18 protein-coding genes are annotated in these 16574 nt (G+C 72.3%); 7 read left to right on the top strand and 11 right to left on the bottom strand.

The features are described from left to right. Positions 1 to 22 precede the first annotated feature (22 nt). From PSEJ35_RS0102075 to PSEJ35_RS0102065, 3 genes are all read right to left on the bottom strand, one after another. On the bottom strand, positions 23 to 283 hold the full coding sequence (locus PSEJ35_RS0102075; RefSeq protein ID WP_028916335.1) for a WGR domain-containing protein: 261 nt from the start codon (positions 281 to 283) through the stop codon (positions 23 to 25). 607 nt (positions 284 to 890) lie between these two features. After that, positions 891 to 1994: a 3-dehydroquinate synthase gene (aroB, locus tag PSEJ35_RS0102070; RefSeq protein WP_028916334.1), complete on the bottom strand. Its 1104-nt coding sequence runs from the start codon at positions 1992 to 1994 to the stop codon at positions 891 to 893. Continuing rightward, a complete protein-coding gene (locus PSEJ35_RS0102065; RefSeq protein WP_028916333.1) occupies positions 1991 to 2533 on the bottom strand; it encodes a shikimate kinase in 543 nt (180 codons plus the stop codon). Before PSEJ35_RS0102065 ends, aroB begins: the two co-directional genes overlap by 4 nt. A 156-nt stretch (positions 2534 to 2689) precedes the next feature. Here PSEJ35_RS0102065 and PSEJ35_RS0102060 point away from each other — a divergent pair, with 156 nt between their 5' ends. After that, positions 2690 to 2893: a dodecin family protein gene (locus PSEJ35_RS0102060; RefSeq protein WP_028916332.1), complete on the top strand. Its 204-nt coding sequence runs from the start codon at positions 2690 to 2692 to the stop codon at positions 2891 to 2893. 142 nt (positions 2894 to 3035) lie between these two features. Here PSEJ35_RS0102060 and PSEJ35_RS0102055 read toward each other — a convergent pair whose 3' ends face one another. The 4 genes from PSEJ35_RS0102055 to PSEJ35_RS0102040 form a co-directional block, all read right to left on the bottom strand. Beyond that, entirely contained in the window at positions 3036 to 3344 is a 309-nt protein-coding gene (locus PSEJ35_RS0102055) for a hypothetical protein (protein WP_028916331.1), read from the bottom strand. Between the two features lie 115 nt (positions 3345 to 3459). Next, positions 3460 to 4155, bottom strand: a complete 696-nt coding sequence (locus PSEJ35_RS0102050; RefSeq protein ID WP_232207556.1) for a response regulator transcription factor — start codon at positions 4153 to 4155, stop codon at positions 3460 to 3462. Further along, positions 4152 to 6617, bottom strand: coding sequence for a response regulator (locus PSEJ35_RS16540; protein WP_051412427.1), 2466 nt, complete (start codon positions 6615 to 6617; stop codon positions 4152 to 4154). The genes PSEJ35_RS0102050 and PSEJ35_RS16540 overlap by 4 nt, the downstream gene beginning before the upstream one ends. A gap of 344 nt (positions 6618 to 6961) precedes the next feature. Beyond that, positions 6962 to 7804 carry a kinase gene (locus PSEJ35_RS0102040; protein ID WP_028916329.1) on the bottom strand — a complete coding sequence of 281 codons (843 nt, stop codon included), beginning with the start codon at positions 7802 to 7804 and terminating at the stop codon, positions 6962 to 6964. 42 nt (positions 7805 to 7846) lie between these two features. Here PSEJ35_RS0102040 and pdxH point away from each other — a divergent pair, with 42 nt between their 5' ends. Genes pdxH through PSEJ35_RS0102025 form a run of 3 tightly spaced genes read left to right on the top strand, consistent with a single transcriptional unit; the run spans position 7847 to position 9695 of the window. Continuing rightward, entirely contained in the window at positions 7847 to 8449 is a 603-nt protein-coding gene (gene pdxH / locus PSEJ35_RS0102035) for a pyridoxamine 5'-phosphate oxidase (protein WP_028916328.1), read from the top strand. Further along, positions 8446 to 8898 carry an aminoglycoside 6'-N-acetyltransferase gene (gene aac(6') / locus PSEJ35_RS0102030; protein ID WP_028916327.1) on the top strand — a complete coding sequence of 151 codons (453 nt, stop codon included), beginning with the start codon at positions 8446 to 8448 and terminating at the stop codon, positions 8896 to 8898. Before pdxH ends, aac(6') begins: the two co-directional genes overlap by 4 nt. Next, positions 8898 to 9695 carry an ABC transporter substrate-binding protein gene (locus tag PSEJ35_RS0102025; protein WP_028916326.1) on the top strand — a complete coding sequence of 266 codons (798 nt, stop codon included), beginning with the start codon at positions 8898 to 8900 and terminating at the stop codon, positions 9693 to 9695. Before aac(6') ends, PSEJ35_RS0102025 begins: the two co-directional genes overlap by 1 nt. Before the next feature lie 224 nt (positions 9696 to 9919). Here PSEJ35_RS0102025 and PSEJ35_RS0102020 read toward each other — a convergent pair whose 3' ends face one another. After that, positions 9920 to 10510 carry a class I SAM-dependent methyltransferase gene (locus PSEJ35_RS0102020; RefSeq protein WP_028916325.1) on the bottom strand — a complete coding sequence of 197 codons (591 nt, stop codon included), beginning with the start codon at positions 10508 to 10510 and terminating at the stop codon, positions 9920 to 9922. A gap of 102 nt (positions 10511 to 10612) precedes the next feature. On the opposite strand from PSEJ35_RS0102020, the gene PSEJ35_RS0102015 reads away from it, so the two are divergent. Next, complete coding sequence (locus PSEJ35_RS0102015; protein WP_028916324.1) at positions 10613 to 11068, top strand: CopD family protein; 456 nt, start codon at positions 10613 to 10615, stop codon at positions 11066 to 11068. 75 nt (positions 11069 to 11143) lie between these two features. Here PSEJ35_RS0102015 and PSEJ35_RS0102010 read toward each other — a convergent pair whose 3' ends face one another. After that, positions 11144 to 12844: an alkaline phosphatase gene (locus PSEJ35_RS0102010; protein WP_037082120.1), complete on the bottom strand. Its 1701-nt coding sequence runs from the start codon at positions 12842 to 12844 to the stop codon at positions 11144 to 11146. Positions 12845 to 13049: 205 nt separating this feature from the next. Here PSEJ35_RS0102010 and PSEJ35_RS0102005 point away from each other — a divergent pair, with 205 nt between their 5' ends. Next, positions 13050 to 14327, top strand: coding sequence for a dicarboxylate/amino acid:cation symporter (locus PSEJ35_RS0102005; RefSeq protein ID WP_028916322.1), 1278 nt, complete (start codon positions 13050 to 13052; stop codon positions 14325 to 14327). An 88-nt stretch (positions 14328 to 14415) separates the two neighbouring features. Here the strand turns inward: PSEJ35_RS0102005 and PSEJ35_RS0102000 are convergent, their stop codons facing one another. Next, a complete protein-coding gene (locus tag PSEJ35_RS0102000) occupies positions 14416 to 15027 on the bottom strand; it encodes a C40 family peptidase (RefSeq protein ID WP_232207561.1) in 612 nt (203 codons plus the stop codon). A 326-nt stretch (positions 15028 to 15353) separates the two neighbouring features. Then, positions 15354 to 15878 carry a C40 family peptidase gene (locus PSEJ35_RS0101995; protein WP_028916320.1) on the bottom strand — a complete coding sequence of 175 codons (525 nt, stop codon included), beginning with the start codon at positions 15876 to 15878 and terminating at the stop codon, positions 15354 to 15356. 122 nt (positions 15879 to 16000) lie between these two features. Between PSEJ35_RS0101995 and PSEJ35_RS0101990 the strand changes: the two genes are divergently transcribed. Beyond that, positions 16001 to 16480 carry a peptidylprolyl isomerase gene (locus PSEJ35_RS0101990; RefSeq protein WP_028916319.1) on the top strand — a complete coding sequence of 160 codons (480 nt, stop codon included), beginning with the start codon at positions 16001 to 16003 and terminating at the stop codon, positions 16478 to 16480. Positions 16481 to 16574: the final 94 nt, after the last annotated feature.

Genomic DNA, 16574 nt, shown 5'->3' with positions numbered 1-16574 from the left:
CTTGGGAAAGGGCGGGTGGCCGTCAGGCGCCGCGGGGCGCTTCGGCGCCGCTGACGAACATCACCTGGAAACCGCGCTTGAGCTGGGCGTCGCGGGCCTTCTCGAAGGCGGCGGTGGCCTCTTCCTGGAGCATGTACTGCTCGCGTCGCAGTTGCGACTTGCCGCCGATCTGGCCGCTTTCGCGAAGCAGCTCCCAGCCGCCGAACAGGTCCGGCTGCAGGGTCAGCTGCAGGTAACGGGGGGCTTCGCCCGGCGCGGGGCGCTGCTGCAGGAGGATGCGCATGGCCGACATTGTAGCGGTGGCGGTGCGGAAGGCCGTATGGGGGAGCTGGCCTTGTGGGCCCGGCCGCTCTGCCGGGCAGGCGGAGGCACGGGCGCGGGCTCCGGACGGGGCCGCCGTCCGCGCCGGGAATGAACCAGGGCGCTGGCGACGGTTGGCGCGTCGCCCCGCGTCAGCCCCCTTGCCGCATCAGCCGCGGACTGCTGATGACACCCCTTGGGGGGGCGGCGTCCTCGGCCGGGTCAAGGCCGAGGCTTCTATGGGCAGAGCGAGGAGACGCCCCTCTCCCGGGGGGAGGGGCGATCGAAACCAAGCCCTCAGAGCACCAGAAGACGCGGTAGCGCGGGGGTAGGGCGCAAGCGGCACATGGATGTGCCGCGGTCGCGCGTTGGAGCAGGACGCGGAACCGCGCGATGCGACATGCCCCTGCGCTGCCACGGCTCGGTCCGAAGCCAGCCACCGGAAAGCCAGCTCTCCACCCGACAGGTCGCAGTGCGATGAGTCACCCGGCGCACGGCGACGCGCGAGCCTTGGCCAGCGCCCTCGTTCGTTCCCGGCGCATCGCGCCGTCCCGGCTCCGGCCAACGCCTGTGCTTCACCGCCAGCCCGCTCAGCCCGCCAGCAGCTCCAGCACCCTGGCTTCGTCCACGTCGGGGACGACCACGGCCTGGCCCAGGCCATGCCACAGGACCAGGCGCAGGCGGCCCGCGACGTTCTTCTTGTCCAGGCGCATGCGTGCCAGCAGCGCCTCGGGGGCCAGCCCGGCGGGGATCCGCGTCGGCAGGCCACACGCCTGGAGCAGGCGTTCGAGGCGGTCGGTGTCGGCGTCCGGGGCCATGCCGAGGCGGGCCGAGAGGCGTCCGGCCAGGACCATGCCCACCGCCACCGCCTCGCCGTGCACCAGCGCCTCGCTGCCGCCGCCGGAATAGCCCTGCTCGGCCTCGATCGCATGGCCGAAGGTGTGGCCCAGGTTGAGCAGGGCGCGCTCGCCCTTCTCCAGCGGATCGCGTTCGACGATTTCGGCCTTGTGCTCGCAACTGCGCGCGATCGCCTCGGCCAGGACGCGGTCGTCGCCGGCCAGCAGCGCGGCGTGTTCGCGCTCCAGCCATTCGAAGAACGCCGGGTCGCGGATCGCGCCGTACTTGATCACCTCGGCCAGGCCGGCGCGCAGTTCGCGCGGGGGCAGGGTGCGCAGGGTCGTGGTATCGGCGATCACCGCGCGCGGCGGATGGAAGGCGCCGACCAGGTTCTTGCCCTGCGGGATGTCCACCGCGGTCTTGCCGCCGACCGAGGAGTCGACCATCGCCAGCAGGGTGGTCGGCAGCTGCACGCAGTCGATGCCGCGCATCCAGCAGGCCGCGGCGAAGCCGGCCAGGTCGCCGACCACGCCGCCGCCGAGCGCGTACACGGTCGCGTCGCGGGTGGCGCCGAGGTTGGCCAGCGCCTCGATCGCGCCGGTGAAGGTGGCCAGGGTCTTGTGCGATTCGCCGGCCGGGATCACGTGCGTGGCCAGCTTCAGGCCCGGGCGTGCCGCGCGCAGCGCCGCGGCCACCGCCTCGGCGTACAGCGGCGCGACCTGGCTGTCGCTGAGCAGCAGGGCGTGGCGCCCGCGGGCGTGGGCGGCCAGCCGCGCGCCGTCGCCCAGCAGGCCGGGGCCGATATCGATCGCGTAGGGATGGGCGCCGCCGACGGGGACCGTGCGTACCGCGCTCATGCGGCCACCCCGTTGCCGTTCCAGCGCTCGGCCAGCTGCAGGCACAGGCGCGAGGACGCCTCCGCCGCGGTCAGGCCGTCGGTGTCCATGACCAGGTCGGCGACCTCGCGGTACAGCGGCTCGCGCACGCGCGCCAGCTCGCGCAGGACCTGTTCGCGGTCCGGGCGCTGCAGCAGCGGACGGCTGCGGTCGCGGGCCAGGCGCTTGAGCTGCGATTCCAGGCCGGCGCAGAGGTAGACCACGAAGCCGCGCTCCTGCATCAGCCGGCGGTTGCCCGGGTCGAGCACGGCGCCGCCGCCGGTGGCGACCAGCTGGGCCTCGCCGGCCAGCAGCTCGGCCAGCACCGCCGACTCGCGCTCGCGGAAACCGCTCTCGCCCATGTGCTCGAAGATGGCGGAAATGGTGGCGCCGGTGCGCTGCTCGATGGCGTGGTCGGCGTCGACGAAGCTCAGGCCGAAGCGTTCGGCCAGGCGGCGTCCGATCGAGGTCTTGCCGGCGCCCATCGGGCCGACCAGCACGAGGTTGGGGGCGGGATTCATGGCTGGCGATGCTAGCACCGCCGAGATGGTCACCGCTGCAACCGCGGCGCTCCCGCGTTGCCCGCGCCTGCACGCCTCCGTGCCGCCGCGTTAACGGCGCCGGCAACAGACTTGCCGCCCCGGCGCACGCGCGCCCGTCCAGCAGGAGCCATCGTCATGTCGGTCGCCAAAGTCATCGAGATCAGCGCCTCTTCGAAGACCAGCATGGAAGAGGCAGTGAAGAGCGGGCTGCGCAAGGTTTCCGAGACCGTCAAGAACATCCAGGGCGCCTGGGTCAACGAGATCAAGGTGGCCACCGACGGCGACGGCAACGTCCTGGAGTGGCGGGTCAACCTGCGGGTGACCTTCATCGTCCAGTAGCCGCACCCGTCCGGCCCGCGCACGGGGTACCGGATGCCGCCGCCGGCATGGCCCGCACGGCCGTGCCGACGGCAGGACATACCGCCCCTGGGGATGCGTGGCCGGGGATGGCGGTGCCGGCTGCCGGCGGTGTGGCGACGGCTCAGTCCGGTTCGCCGCTGAGTTGCTGCAGTTCCATCGAGATCATGAGGTGCAGCTCGTCGAGCGTTACCTCGAGCGAGGCGGAACTTCGGCGCAGGTGGATGTCCATCAGCGTGGCGACGAGGTCGCACATCACGTCCGGATCGCGCGTCCACGCCATGACCACGGCGGAGTGGGTGAGACGGTGCCAGTCGGGGTCGACGGCCGGTGGCGGTTGCCAGCTCCGGCTTTCACCCACGAAGGGCCATATCGGGCACTCGTCCATGTGCGGCGACGCATGCCTTGCTTGCGGCAGTGTCATCGTGTCCATGGCCCGGATGGTCGTAGGAGAAGCGCCCGAGCAACCATCAGACTCGTCTGAAAACTTCGATTCCTAGATCGTGCGCACTTTCATATTGAGCGGCGTGCACTGGACAACGCGCTGCTCAGGAGAGCAGGCCGTGTTCCCGTGCGTATGCGTACAGTTCCAGGTCGCTGCGCAGGCCGAGCTTGGCCATGCCATCCATCTTCTGCCGGCTCACGGTTTTCACGCTGCGCTCGAGCCTGCGCGCGATTTCCGACACGGTCAGCCCGGAAGTGAACAGGCGCAGCACTTCGGTTTCGCGGCGCGACAGCGGGCCGCGCGCCGAGCCGCCTTCGAGGCTGGTCGCGTCGAGCAGGCGGCGGATGCCGGTGCCGAGGTAGTTGCGGCGATGCGCCACCGCATTGATCGCCAGCGTGAGTTCGGTCAGCGCGTCGGACTTGTTCAGCAGGCCGCGCACGCCGGTGTCGAGGATCGACTGCAGCACCGCGGCGTTGCCGGCCATGGTCAGCACCAGCACCGGCAGGTCAGGCCAGCGCCGGCGCAGGCGGCCGAGCATGCTCAGGCCATCGACGACGTTGCCGCCGGGCATGCTGAAGTCGGTGAGCACCAGGTCGGCGGCGACGCGGTCCAGCGCCGCGAACAGTTCCTCTGGCGTGGATGCCTCGGCGACCACGCTGGCGGCGATGTTGGATTCGACCAGCATGCGCACGCCGCTGCGCACGACCGGATGGTCGTCGGCCAGGACGATGCGCAGGCTGCGGCGCGCGCCCTCGTCGCGCGCGGGCGGGCGGGGTGAAGGCGGGTACGGGTCCATCATGGTCCACCCTCCGTGGTGGTCGCCTGCGGATCCAGGCTGTCGAGCAGTTCTTCGAGTTCGGCGAGGCGTTCGACCAGCGCGTCGCGGCGCTCGCGGTTGCTGGCCCCGGACGGCGGTTCGCCGGTGCCGGACTCGCCGGCAAGCAGGCGCAGCGAACCGCCGATGCGGTGCAGCAGCTCGCGCTGCTGCTCCACGTCGCCCTGTTCGAACGAGCGGTCCAGGGCGTCCATGTCCTCGCGGCTGGTCTCCAGCAGCCGCTGCAGCACGTCGCGCACCTGGCGCATGGAACCGAAGGTCTCCATCAGCAGCGCCAGCTGGCGGTAGCTGGAGGAGCCGGCGGGCAGCTCCGGTGGCGGGGCGGTGCGTACCTCCGCCGCGCCGGCCTGCTGCAGGTGCGCGGCCAGCTGGATCTCCAGCTCGTGGAGCTGCACGGGCTTGGCGATGAAACCGTCCATGCCCGCATCGATGCAGTACTTCACCTGGCCTGGCAGGACGCTGGCCGACAGCGCGATGATCGGCAGGCGCGCGCCGGTGCCGCGCTCCTGCGCGCGGATCCGCGCGGTGAGCGCGTAGCCATCCAGCACCGGCATGTGGCAGTCGGTGACCAGCAGGTCGAAGTGGTCGCGCGCCAGCGCCTGCAGCGCCTCCTCGCCGTTTTCGACCAGCTCGTGCTCATAGCCCAGCCGTTGCAGCTGGCGCGAGATCACCGCGCGGTTGATCGGATGGTCCTCGGCGACGAGGATGCGCGCCCCCGGGACCGGCACCGGCCCGGGCGTGGCGGCCGCCGGCGGCTCCGGCGAAGCCAGCCCCAGCGCGGCGTGGCAGGCCTTGACCGTGGCCCGCCACAGCAGCGGCGTGCCCTGCAGCTCCACGCCACCGACGGGCAGGCCCGGGGGCAGGGGCGCCAGTGGATCGACCAGGCGGATCTGGCGCGCGCCGGCCGGCAGGCGGCCCTCGGCGACGAGCGCGGCGTCGGCGACGAACAGGTGCGCGTCGTCCGGGCCGATCTCGGCCAGGTCCGCGGGCGCGGCCTCGATCAGGTTGAAGCCCAGCGCCGACAGCGCGTTGGCCAGGCCCTGGCCGACGTGGCGGTCGCGGGTGCACAGCAGCGCGATCCGCCCGGCCATGTCCGGCTGCGGCAGCAGCGCCCGCACCACCGGCAGCAGCACCTCGAAGGTGGCCACCGTGCCTTCGTCCTGCATGCTGGACAGCTGCAGCGAACCTTCCATCAGCCCGGCCAGCTGCCGGCACAGCGCCAGGCCCAGGCCGGTGCGGTGGGCGATGCCTTCGCTGCCGTCGAACAGCGGGCGCTGCACCTGGCGCAGGCGCTCTTCGGACATGCCCGGCCCGGTGTCGGAGACGACGAAGCGCAGGCGCTGGCCGTCGGCCGTGGCCTCGACCAGTTCGATGCGCAGCTCGACGCGCCCGGCCTCGGTGAAGCGGATCGCGTTGCTGAGCAGGTTGGCCAGCACCTGGCGCACGCGCGAGGCGTCGCAGCGGTGCTCGGCGGCCAGCCGCCAGTCGATGATCGAATGCAGGCGCAGGCCCTTCTCCCAGGCCTGCGGCGCGAACAGGGCCAGCACCCCGTCGGCCAGCGCGCGCAGGTTGCACGGCGCCGGATCCAGGCTCAGCTCGCCGGCCTCGATCCGGGAGAAGTCGAGGATGTCGCCGAGGATGTGCAGCAGGGTGTCGACCGAGTCCTCGAACATCCCCAGCAGGTGCACCTGCTCCTGGTCCAGCGGCGTTTGCGCCATCAGCTCGACGATGCCCAGCGCGCCGGCGATCGGCGTGCGGATCTCGTGGCTCATCATCGACAGGAAGCTGTCGGTGGCGCGGGCGGCGGCCTCGCCTGCCTGGCGCGCGTCGTGCAAGGCGGTGACGTCGGTGAATGTCCCCAGCGCCAGGCCTGCCCCGTCGCCGGCCAGCGGCTGCAGCTGGAGCAGCAGGACACGCGCCCCGTGCCCGGCCGCCTCGTGGCGGAACTCGCGGACGGCGCGCCCGCCGCCCTGCTCCAGTTCGGCCGCAGCCTGCTGCATGGGCTCCAGGTCGGTGCCGAGGATGTGTCGCGTTTGGGCCAGTGTCTGACCCAGCACGTCAGTCCGCCGGCAGCCGTAGAGCGCGGCATAGGCCTGGTTCACCGCCACGAAGCGGCCTTCGGCGTCGCGGACGAAGGCCGGCAGCGGCAGGGCTTCCAGCAGCGCCTCGGCCTGGCGGCCGACCGAGGGCGGCGCGATGGCCGGCTGCGGCGGCCTGCGCATGCGCCACCACAGGGCCAGGGCACCGGCGGTGGCGAGGCTGCCGGCGGCCAGCCCGCCCAGCAGCCAGGCGCTGGCCGTGCCCTGCGCCGGCGCTGCGCAGGCGGCTCCCGGAGCCAGACCACATGCCGCCGCCAGCGCCAGGGTGGTGGCGCTGCGCTGGGGCCCGGACGGCGTGCCGGGCGGCGCTGGGCGGCAACGGTTCATGACGGTGGGGCGGGGCGATGGCACCCGGCCCTGGATAGGCAGGCTGAAGCAAGCAGCGGGCCAAAAGGCCCGGCGCCGGAGGGCCGGGTGGGGGGCGGCGAGGATGGACGACCCCGGAACAGGACGTCCGGGCCCAGCGGGCCCGGACGGGCCGCAAGCGTGCTACCCCGGGGGGACGGAGCACACGGCGTGGCGCGGCCTGGACTGGCGTGGGAACCGGAGCGGAAGGCATGCAGACCCGGAGAGCCTGCTACCAGGATCCCCCTGCGATGGACCCGCGACTCCGATTCCCCCATGAGGGGGGAATCTGCGCCGGGCCGAGGCCGCAGCCAATGAGAAACGTCTCAAATCCCGGCCGGCCCGCCCCGGACCACGAGGTCCAGCGGCCGGCGTTCCCCATCGAGTACCACGCAGGCGTCCGCCCGCCCGGGCAAGGTCGCCAGGGCGTGCCGGCTGATCCGCTCGTAGTGCTGGATGAAACGCGCCAGGGCCGTATCGTCCATGCCGCGGCGGCCCGGCTCGGCCGCGCGCAGGGCATGTTCCTGCTGGCGCCGCCAGCGGTGCACCACCTCGAACCCGGGCGGCTGCAGGAACCACAGCCGGTCGATGCGCGACCACAGCGCCGGGTAGTCGCGCGCCAGCGCGGCGTTGCACCAGCGCCGCCAGGTGCCGCCGGCGTCCTCGACGCGTTCCAGCGCGTTCAATGGCGCCTGCAGCGCGGTCTCCGCCTCGGGCGGCACGGCCAGGCACCAGCCTTCGAACACCAGCAGGTCCAGCGGCTCCGGCACCACCATCCACGCCGCCTCGGGCAGGCGGTCGTCGCCGGGCTTGTCGAAGCGCGGCAGCGCCGGCGTGCCGCCTTCGCGCAGCGCGTCGATCGTGCGCAGGGCCAGGCCGACGTCGTGGGTGCCCGGCGGGCCGCGCGTGGCCAGCAGCGGATGCACTTCGCGCGCCAGCGCCGCGCGCCGTGCCGCGGCCAGGTAGAAGTCGTCCAGCGATACGCCGGCGGCGGCCAGCCCGGCCTCCCGCGCCAGCGCCACGACCTGCGCGGCGAGCGTGCTCTTGCCGCTGCCCTGCAGGCCGCTGATGCCGAGCACGCGCAGGCCGCCGCCGCGGCGCGCGCCGCTGTCGGCCAGCGCCTGTTCGGCCAGCCATCGGGGGAAACCGGTGTGCGACTGCGCGTGCATGGGTCCACAATACGTGCACCCGAACACCGCGTGGAGACTGCGATGACCGACCGGCTTTATGCGGAAGCGCTGGCGACCTTCAGCCGCCTGCTGGACGAGGCCCGGGACAGCGGCATGGCGGACCCGAACGCGATGGCCGTGGCCACCGCCGACGCCGATGGCGTGCCGTCGGTGCGCACGGTGCTGCTGAAGTCGTTCGACGAGCGCGGATTCACCTTCTACACCCACCTGGACAGCCACAAGGGCCGCGACCTGCGCGCCAACCCGCGCGCGGCGCTGCTGTTCCTGTGGCGGCACCTGCGCGAGGCGGGGGTGCAGGTGCGGATCAGCGGCGGCGTGGTCCGGGTCGACGACGCCGAGGCCGATGCCTACTTCGCGACGCGGCCGCGGATGAGCCAGCTCGGCGCGTGGGCGTCGAAGCAGTCGGCCACGCTGGTCTCGCGCGAGGAATTCGACGCGCGCCTGGCCGACGCCGAGGCCGAGTTCATGGGCCGCGACGTGCCGCGCCCGCCGGGCTGGAGCGGCTTCCGGGTGGTGCCGGAGACGTTCGAGTTCTGGTATGGGGCCGGCTACCGCCTGCACGAGCGCTGGTGCTACCAGCACGAGATCGAGGGTCACTGGTCCAAGCGGATGCTTTATCCGTGAGCGGGGTGCGGGTGCGCCGGGCGGCGGCGGCCGACCTCGGCGCGTGGACGGCGATGCGCCTGGCGCTGTGGCCCGGCAGCGACGCAGGCGAGCTGCGCGGGGAAGCGGAGGCCATCCTCCAGGATCCCCGTGACATGGCGGCGTTCGTCGCCGAGGGCGACGGCAAGGTGGTCGGCCTCGCCGAAGCCAGCCTGCGCTGCGAGTACGTCAACGGCACGCTGACCTCGCCAGTCGGTTTCCTCGAGGCCTGGTACGTGGCGCCGGAGTGGCGCGGGCAGGGCGCGGGTCGCGCCCTGCTCGCGACGGTGGAGGACTGGACCCGCGGGCATGGCTGCAGTGAACTGGCCTCCGACGCGCTGATCGACAACCTCGGCAGCCGGGCCGCGCACGAGGCCTGCGGTTTCGAGGGGACCGGACAGGTGGTGTACTTCCGCAAGCCGGTGCGCTGATGGGCCCGCGGCGCATCGTCTGCCTGACCGAGGAGCCGACCGAGACGCTGTACGCGCTCGGCGAGCAGGACCGGATCGTCGGCATCAGCGGGTTCACCGTGCGGCCGCCGCAGGCGCGGCGCGAGAAGCCGAAGGTCAGCGCGTTCACCAGTGCCCGGGTGGAGGCGATCCTGGCGTTGAAGCCGGACCTGGCGATCGGCTTTTCCGACATCCAGGCGGACATCGCGGCCGAACTGGTACGGCGTGGGGTGGAGGTGTGGATCGCCAACCATCGCAGCGTCGCGGGCATCCTCGATTACGTGCGGCGGCTGGGTGCTCTGGTCGGCGTCGCGGCGCGGGCGGAGGCGTATGCGGATTCGCTGGCGCGCGGGCTGGACGATGTCGCGCGCGAGGCGGAAAAGCTGCCGGTGCGGCCGAAGGTCTACTTCGAGGAGTGGGACGAGCCGCTGATCACCGGTATCCAGTGGGTGGCCGAGCTGGTGCGGATCGCCGGCGGCGAGGACGTTTTCCCGTGGCTGTCGCGCGAGCCGCTGGCGAAGGCGCGGATCCTGGCCGATGGCGCGCCAGTGATCGAACGGGCGCCGGACATCGTGATCGGCTCGTGGTGCGGGAAGAAGTTCCGGCCGGAGCAGGTGGCGGCGCGGCCGGGTTGGGATGCGATCCCGGCGGTGCGGGACGGGGAGCTGCACGAGGTGAAGTCGCCGCTGATCCTGCAGCCGGGGCCGGCGGCGCTGACCGACGGGGTGGCTGAGCTCGCGCGGATCATCCGCGGGTGGGCGGCGCGGCGGGCGCGCTGACGTTCGGTGCGCCGCTGCGGCTTTGCGACGCGGAGAAGGCGCGAACGTGAAAGCGGGCTGGGGGCGCGGACGCGATACCCGTGGGTACTCATGTCCCCCGGCACCGGCCTGCGGCCGGCGCCTCCTCCTTTACTTCGCACCCACGGGCATCGCATCCGCGCTGTCGAGGTGCGGGACTTTCCAGGAGCGGTTTGGCCGGCAGCGACCTGGGCCAGGCGGAGAACTCAGGAGCACTCGAGCGCCGAAGTGCTGCCGGCAAGCGCGGGAGCGAGCCAGCAGTGCGAACCGAGGGCGGTGAAACCCTGGTCCTCGAGGCGGCGTCGGTACCAGAGTGCCGTGCGGCGCTGGAAGCCGTCGGTGTCGCCTTCGAACTCGTCCTCGGCGGTGAAGGTTTCGAGGAAGGCGATGCCGCCACAGAGTTCGGCGAGGCCGGGCAGGCCGCGGACCAGTTCGCGGGTGGGGAGGTAGTGGAGGACGTCGGCGCAGACCAGCAGGTCGACGGGGGCGCAGGGGCGCAACCATTCGAAGTCGCCGAAGCTGGCCAGGTGCAGGTTGCGGCGCGGGCCGCGGCGGGCAACGGCGTATTCGCTGCTGTCGAAGCCGAGGTAGTGCAGTTTCGGGCGCAGCTTCAGCAGGGGCGCGCGCCAGGCGCCTTCGCCGCAACCGATGTCGAGGACGGTGCGCACGGGCCGCTCGAGGTGGTGCTCGGCGACGGCCACGGCGAGGGCGACCTTGCGGGCCAGGCGCTTCGGGTCGTGGATGGCCTGGTCGCGGTACCAGTGGTCGAAGTAGTGGCGGTCGTAGGTCTTGGTCATCGGCACGGTTGAGGGACGGCAGGCGCGGCCTGCGCCGCGGTGGTTCGACAGGGAGGCGGCCGATGGCCGAGAATCCGCACATCCTAGCCGCAGGGCCCACGCATGTATTCCACGTATCTCTGGGTGAAGTCGTTCCACCTGCTGTTCGTGGTGGCCTGGATGAGCACGGTGTTCTACCTGCCGCGGATCCTGGTCAACCTGGCCGAGGCGCAGGGGCAGCCGGAAGTGCAGGCGCGGCTGGTGCTGATGGGACGGCGGCTGTACCGCTTCGGCCACAACATGTTCGGCATCGCCGCGGCGCTGGGCCTGGTGCTTTGGCTGGGTTATCGGGTGATCGACGGGTTCCCGACCATGGTCGGGAACCCGGCCGGCTGGCTGCACGCGAAGCTGGCGCTGGTGGTGCTGATGCTGGCGTACTACATCTTCACCGGGCGCTGGCTGAAGGGCGTGGAGCAGGGGCGCGGGCTGCCGTCGTCGGGCAGGCTGCGCCTGTTCAACGAGCTGCCGATCCTGCTGCTGCTCGGGATCATCTGGCTGGTGCTGGCCAAGCCGCTCTGATCCCACGCCCCGCGCGGGGTGCGGTGGCAAAGCAGGCGGGCCGCCCGTTGCAAGCGGCCCGTCTTCGTTTCCGGCTCAGTCCTGACGGCGGAACCGCTCCGGCCGCGGCAGTTCCACCGGCACACCGTTGGCGTCGCAGGTGCCGGCCTGGCACAGGCGTTCGCGCAGCTTCGGCGTGGCCTGCACGATCAGGTGGTAGATCGCGTTCTGCTCGAGGGTGCCGCGCACCGCCTCGCTGCCGGGGCCGCGCGCCCAGATGCCGACGTCCTCGCCGCCGTGCGATTCGGACTTCAGCGGCACCAGCGCTTCCTGCAGGTAATCCGGATCGGTGGTGTCGACCTGCGACAGGTCCGGGCGGCCGTGTGCGGGCCCGGCCGAAGAGGGCGCGTGCAGGAAGCGCTTGGGGCCTTCCGGCTGCTGGTTGCTGGCGCCGGTGTGGCCGGGGCCGTTGGCATAGCCGAGGGTGGTGTAGGGCAGGCCGGTGAGGTCGCGGGCGTAGCCGCCGGACGGGTCGTCCTCGCTGCCCTGGCCGCGGACCTTGCCCAGGATCGGGTTGCCGCGCACCGGGTAGCCGACGAAGTTGAGTGTGTGCGAGTGGTCGGCGGTGACCAGGATCAGGGTGTCGTCGGCCGAGGTCATCTCCGCCGCGGTGCGCACCGCCTCGGCCAGGGCGATGGTCTCGTCCAGGGCGCGGTAGGCGTTGCCGTAGTGGTTGGCGTGGTCGATGCGCGCGCCCTCGACCATCAGCACGAAGCCCTCCGGGTGCTTCGACAGGCGCCGGATCGCCTCGGCGGTGAGTTCGGCCAGCGAGGGTTCGGCGGCGGCGTCGCGTTCGTGCTCGAACTGCATGTGGTCGTATTCGAACAGGCCCAGCACCGCCGGCGCGCCGGCGGCGGCCTGCAGCTGGGCGCGGTTCCAGACGTAGGCACCGCCGGGATGGGCGGCCTTCCACTCGGCGACCAGGTCGCGGCCGTCGCGGCGCAGGCCGGCCTTGTCGGCGTGCTCGGGATCGCGCGCGCCCGCCGGCAGGAACTGGGCGCGGCCGCCGCCGAACAGCACCGTCGGGCCGCGGCCGTAGGGCGTGGACACCATCTGCCGGGCGATGTCGACGCAGCCTTCGGCCACGGCCTTCGCCGGCAGGTCGGCGTCGTGTTCCCAGTTGCGGTTGGGGGCGTGCGCCCAGGTCGCCGCCGGGGTGGCATGGGTCAGGCGCGCGGTGGTGACGATGCCGGTGGCCATGCCGGCGGCATCGGCCAGGTGCAGCCAGGTCAGGCGCTGCCTGCCGAGGCTGCCGGCGCAGTCGTCGCGGTGGCCGGCGGACACGCCGATCGCGCCCATGTGCGACTTCACCCCGGTGGTGATCGCGGTCATGGTGCCGGCCGAATCCGGGGTCTGCGAGTCGGTGTTGTAGGTCTTGCTGAAGCCGGTATGCGGGAAGCGCTCCCAGGACAGCAGGTTCTCCTCGCCGGGCTGCCGGCGGCGCTGGCCCTCGAGGATGCGCGCGGCGGCCACCGTGGTCAGGCTCATGCCGTCGCCGAGGAACAGGATGACGTTCTTCGCTTTGCCGGCCATCGCGCCGCGGGCGGCGGCCTGGGCGGCGCCGCTGCGGTACCACCACTCGGCGGTCTCGCCCTGCGGGTGGGCGATGGCCGGGACCTCGATGTCGATCGCGGCGGAGGGCAGCGCGCCGGGGGCGGCGGGGAGGGTGCCGCTGGAGGCGCAGGCGGCGAGCAGGCTGGTGCAGAGGGCGGCGGGCAGGTACTTCAGGCGGGGCATCGGCATTCCGGCGGTTGCAGCGTGCCGTCGGTGCGGGGGCGGCCGGTCGCGGCGCCGCGTCCCGACGCCGCCGGCGTGAGAGGGAGGCCGCATTATGCGCCGGGCGCTTTGTCATGCCGATGACACGACGGCGTTCCGCGCACGCCGTCGCGGTCCGCACGGCCATTGGGCTATCGTGCCGGCTTCGCTAGGCGATGGATCCCCGATGAAACTCGTTTCGGCCTGGCTGGCCATCCCGTTCTGGCAGCGCGTGCTCGCCGGCTTCGTGCTCGGCGCGCTGGCCGGCTGGCTGATGGGCCCGGCGGCGCAGACCTGGTTCGGCCCGCTGGGGACGGTCTACGTCACCCTGATCCGGATGATCGCCGTGCCGCTGGTGCTGTTCGCGGTGATCAACGCGGTGGCCTCGCTGCACGGGCAGAAATCGGTGGCGGCGCTGGGCGGGCGCACCTTCCTCTGGTTCGCCGCGACCGCGGCGCTGGCGGTGGGCGTGGGCCTCGCCGTGGGGCTGGTGCTCAAGCCGGGCCACGGCCTCACCGGGCTGGAGATGGCCGCCGACTACACCCCGCGCGAGGTGCCGACCCCGGTGCAGGTGCTGCTCGACGTGGTGCCGTCCAACCCGTTCAAGGCGCTGGCCGAGGGCAAGATCCTGCAGGTGATCTTCTTCGCCGGCCTGGTCGGCTTCGCCCTGGTCAAGCTGGGCGAGCGCACCGCGCGGCTGCGCGCGCTGGCCGGCGAGGCCAGCGAGATGATGATCCAGGTCACCCGCTTCGTGCTGGAGATGACCCCGCTGGGCACCTTCGGCCTGATCGCCGGGCTGGTCGGCAGCTACGGCTTCGAGAAGCTGCTGCCGCTGGGCAGCTTCGTGTTCGCCCTGTACCTGGCCTGCGCGCTGCATATCGTGGTGGTGTACGGCGGCCTGCTGCTGGCGCACGGGCTCAATCCGCTGCGCTTCTTCCGTGGCGCCGCGCCGGGCATGCAGGTGGGCTTCGTCAGTTCGTCGAGTTTCGCCTCGATGCCGGTGGCGATGCGCAGCGTCACCCATAACCTGGGCGTGGACAAGGACTACGCCGCGTTCGCCGTGCCGCTGGGCGCGAGCATCAAGATGGACGGCTGCGGCGCGATCTATCCGGCGCTGACCGCGGTGTTCGTGGCCCAGTACTTCGGCATCGACCTGTCGCTGAACCAGTACTTCGTGATCCTGCTGGCCTCGGTGCTGGGCAGCTTCGGCACCGCCGGCGTGCCGGGCACGGCGATCGTGATGGTGACCCTGGTACTGAGCGCGGCCAAGCTGCCGCTGGAGGGCATCGCCCTGCTGGTGGCGATCGACCGCATCCTCGACATGATGCGGACCATGACCAACGTGACCGGGCAGATGCTGGTGCCGGTGCTGGTGGCCAGGGAAACCGGGCTGCTGGACCAGAGCACCTACGAGCAGGCCTCGAGCAACGTCGGGCTGGAGGAGCACGGCGGCGCGGGCGACTGAGCCGGGGCGCCGGTTGCGTGGCGCCCGCCCGGAAACGGAAAGGCCGCCCCTGGGGGCGGCCTTCTTCGACGGGACTGGCCGGTGCCGGTCAGATCTGGACCCGGCGCGCCTGCATGAAGCGGTTGCCCCAGTAGCCGGAGGTCAGGCTGTCCACCCGCACGTCCTTGCCGCGGCTGGGCGCGTGCAGGAACTGGCCGTTGCCGACATAGATGCCGACGTGGTTGACCCGGCCGCGCAGGCCGAAGAACACCAGGTCGCCCGGGTTGAGCTGGTTGCGGTCGCGGATCAGCTCGGCGTCGGCCTTGGCCGCCATCTCGCGGGAGACGCGCGGCAGCTCGATGCCCAGGGCGCTACGGAACACGTAGCCGACCAGGCCGCTGCAGTCGAAGCCTTCGGTGGAGGTGCCGCCCCAGCGGTACGGGGTACCGATCAGGGACATCGCGGCCTTCAGCACCTGCTGCACCCGGCCCTCGGAAGGCGGCGCGGCGGCGGCCCCCTGGGTCAGGTCGTAGGCGGACAGCAGGCGGCTGACGTCGCCGGCGAACATCGCCGAGCGGTCCAGCAGCGGCAGGCTGTCGTTGCCGGCGATGTGTGGCAGCAGCGCGGCCAGGGTGGCGTCGGCGGCAGCGTCGGCCTTCTGGCGCAGGGTGCTGCTGGCCGGGGCGGCCCTGGCTGCAGCCGGGGCCGCGGCGTTCGCCATGGCTTCGGCGGGGGCATTGGCCGGCGCGACCTCGGCTACGACGACCTCGGCGGCCGGCGCGGCAATGGATTCGGGCACGACTTCGGCCGGCTCCGGGGCGGCCAGGAGCGGCAGCGCCGGCAGGGCCAGGAGGACGAAGAGGAGAGGACGGAGCACCCGGCGCCCGGAGGCGGCGGGGGTGGCGGCAGGCTGGCCTGTACGCAGGTCGTCGGTCGTCACGCAGGTGTCACAGTACGGCGATGCGGGGATCATGCCCCCTTCACCGTCCCTTGATGTTCACAAAAAGTTAAATCCGCGTTAAGAGGGCCGTGAGCGCCGTCGCGGATTCAGAGAAGGACCCGCTTCGCGCCGCTGTAATGGTCCCGCCAGTAAGGACCGTCCAGCCGGTCCAGGCGCACGGTGCCGCCGCTGCTGGGGGCATGGACGAAGCGGCCTTCGCCCACGTAGATGCCCACGTGGGTGACCTCGCGGCCGCTGCCGAAGAACACCAGGTCGCCGCTGGCGAGCTTCTCCGGGGCCAGGCGCGGACCCTGCACCGCGGCCAGCTCGCGCGAGCTGCGCGGCAGGCGCAGGTCGAGCATGTCGCGGAACACGTAATTGACCAGGCCACTGCAGTCGAAGCCCGACTCGGGGGTGTTGCCGCCGTAGCGGTAGGGGGTGCCGACCAGGCTCAGGGCGCGCAGGGTCACGGCGTTGGCCCGGGCCGGATCAGCCGGGGCGACCTGCGGCCAGCGGGTCGCGGCCGGGGCGGTGGGGCGGGTGGCCTCGCGGCCGCAGCCGGCCAGCAGGCCAGCCAGGGCGACGAGGATCGCGGCCCGCCGGAACGGGGCCGGGAGGCCCGGCGCTGGCATGGCCGGGAACAGGGCGGGATAATGCGGCTCTTTCCTCACGCGGCCATCTTGGCCGCATCCCCATGCGGCAGACAAGCCGCCCACCCCCAAGCTGCCAACCCGGCAGCCAGACCGAGTTGCGCATGAAGATCGAAAAAGACCGCGTCGTCCGCTTCCACTACACCGTGTCCGAGGTCGGCCAGGAGCCGATCGAGACCTCGAAGGACCGCGAGCCGATCGCGATCCTGGTCGGCCACGGCAACATCATCCCGGGCCTGGAGGCGGCGATGCAGGACAAGGTCGCCGGCGACAGCTTCAGCGTCGACGTGGCCGCGGCCGATGCCTACGGCGAGCGCCGCGACGGCCTGACCCAGCGCATCCCGAAGAAGCACTTCGGCAACACCAGGCTGGCCCCAGGCATGCAGGTCGTGCTGCAGACCAACTTCGGCCCGCGCGCGGTCACCGTGCAGAAGGTCGGCCTGAGCGTGGTCGACGTCGACCTGAACCACCCGATGGCCGGCAAGGACCTGCACTTCGACGTGGAGATCGTCGAGGTCCGCGAGGCCAGCCAGGAAGAGATCGAGCACGGCCACGTGCACGGCGACGGCGGCCACCACCACTGAGCCGCGTCCCGCACGGGATCCCGGGACGGCCCGCTTCGGCGGGCCGTTCGCGTTCCGGGGGGGGGGGGGGCGGGGATGCCGGGTGGCGGGGCGG

Source organism: Pseudoxanthomonas sp. J35 (assembly GCF_000513995.1).
Taxonomy (GTDB): Bacteria; Pseudomonadota; Gammaproteobacteria; order Xanthomonadales; family Xanthomonadaceae; genus Pseudoxanthomonas.
This window is presented reverse-complemented; position numbering and strand designations above follow the sequence as displayed.

Excerpts from the sequence above, each read along its gene's own strand:
- PSEJ35_RS0102005 (WP_028916322.1), top strand. The coding sequence starts at position 13,050 with ATGAAACTCGTTTCGGCCTGGCTGGCCATCCCGTTCTGGCAGCGCGTG.
- pdxH (WP_028916328.1), top strand. The coding sequence starts at position 7,847 with ATGACCGACCGGCTTTATGCGGAAGCGCTGGCGACCTTCAGCCGCCTG.
- PSEJ35_RS0102065 (WP_028916333.1), bottom strand. The coding sequence starts at position 2,533 with ATGAATCCCGCCCCCAACCTCGTGCTGGTCGGCCCGATGGGCGCCGGC.
- PSEJ35_RS0102020 (WP_028916325.1), bottom strand. The coding sequence starts at position 10,510 with ATGACCAAGACCTACGACCGCCACTACTTCGACCACTGGTACCGCGAC.
- PSEJ35_RS0102060 (WP_028916332.1), top strand. The coding sequence starts at position 2,690 with ATGTCGGTCGCCAAAGTCATCGAGATCAGCGCCTCTTCGAAGACCAGC.
- PSEJ35_RS0102040 (WP_028916329.1), bottom strand. The coding sequence starts at position 7,804 with ATGCACGCGCAGTCGCACACCGGTTTCCCCCGATGGCTGGCCGAACAG.
- PSEJ35_RS0102055 (WP_028916331.1), bottom strand. The coding sequence starts at position 3,344 with ATGGACACGATGACACTGCCGCAAGCAAGGCATGCGTCGCCGCACATG.
- PSEJ35_RS0102050 (WP_232207556.1), bottom strand. The coding sequence starts at position 4,155 with ATGATGGACCCGTACCCGCCTTCACCCCGCCCGCCCGCGCGCGACGAG.
- PSEJ35_RS0102075 (WP_028916335.1), bottom strand. The coding sequence starts at position 283 with ATGCGCATCCTCCTGCAGCAGCGCCCCGCGCCGGGCGAAGCCCCCCGT.
- PSEJ35_RS0102015 (WP_028916324.1), top strand. The coding sequence starts at position 10,613 with ATGTATTCCACGTATCTCTGGGTGAAGTCGTTCCACCTGCTGTTCGTG.
- PSEJ35_RS0102025 (WP_028916326.1), top strand. The coding sequence starts at position 8,898 with ATGGGCCCGCGGCGCATCGTCTGCCTGACCGAGGAGCCGACCGAGACG.
- PSEJ35_RS0102010 (WP_037082120.1), bottom strand. The coding sequence starts at position 12,844 with ATGCCCCGCCTGAAGTACCTGCCCGCCGCCCTCTGCACCAGCCTGCTC.
- PSEJ35_RS0101995 (WP_028916320.1), bottom strand. The coding sequence starts at position 15,878 with ATGCCAGCGCCGGGCCTCCCGGCCCCGTTCCGGCGGGCCGCGATCCTC.
- PSEJ35_RS16540 (WP_051412427.1), bottom strand. The coding sequence starts at position 6,617 with ATGAACCGTTGCCGCCCAGCGCCGCCCGGCACGCCGTCCGGGCCCCAG.
- PSEJ35_RS0101990 (WP_028916319.1), top strand. The coding sequence starts at position 16,001 with ATGAAGATCGAAAAAGACCGCGTCGTCCGCTTCCACTACACCGTGTCC.
- aroB (WP_028916334.1), bottom strand. The coding sequence starts at position 1,994 with ATGAGCGCGGTACGCACGGTCCCCGTCGGCGGCGCCCATCCCTACGCG.
- PSEJ35_RS0102000 (WP_232207561.1), bottom strand. The coding sequence starts at position 15,027 with ATGGCGAACGCCGCGGCCCCGGCTGCAGCCAGGGCCGCCCCGGCCAGC.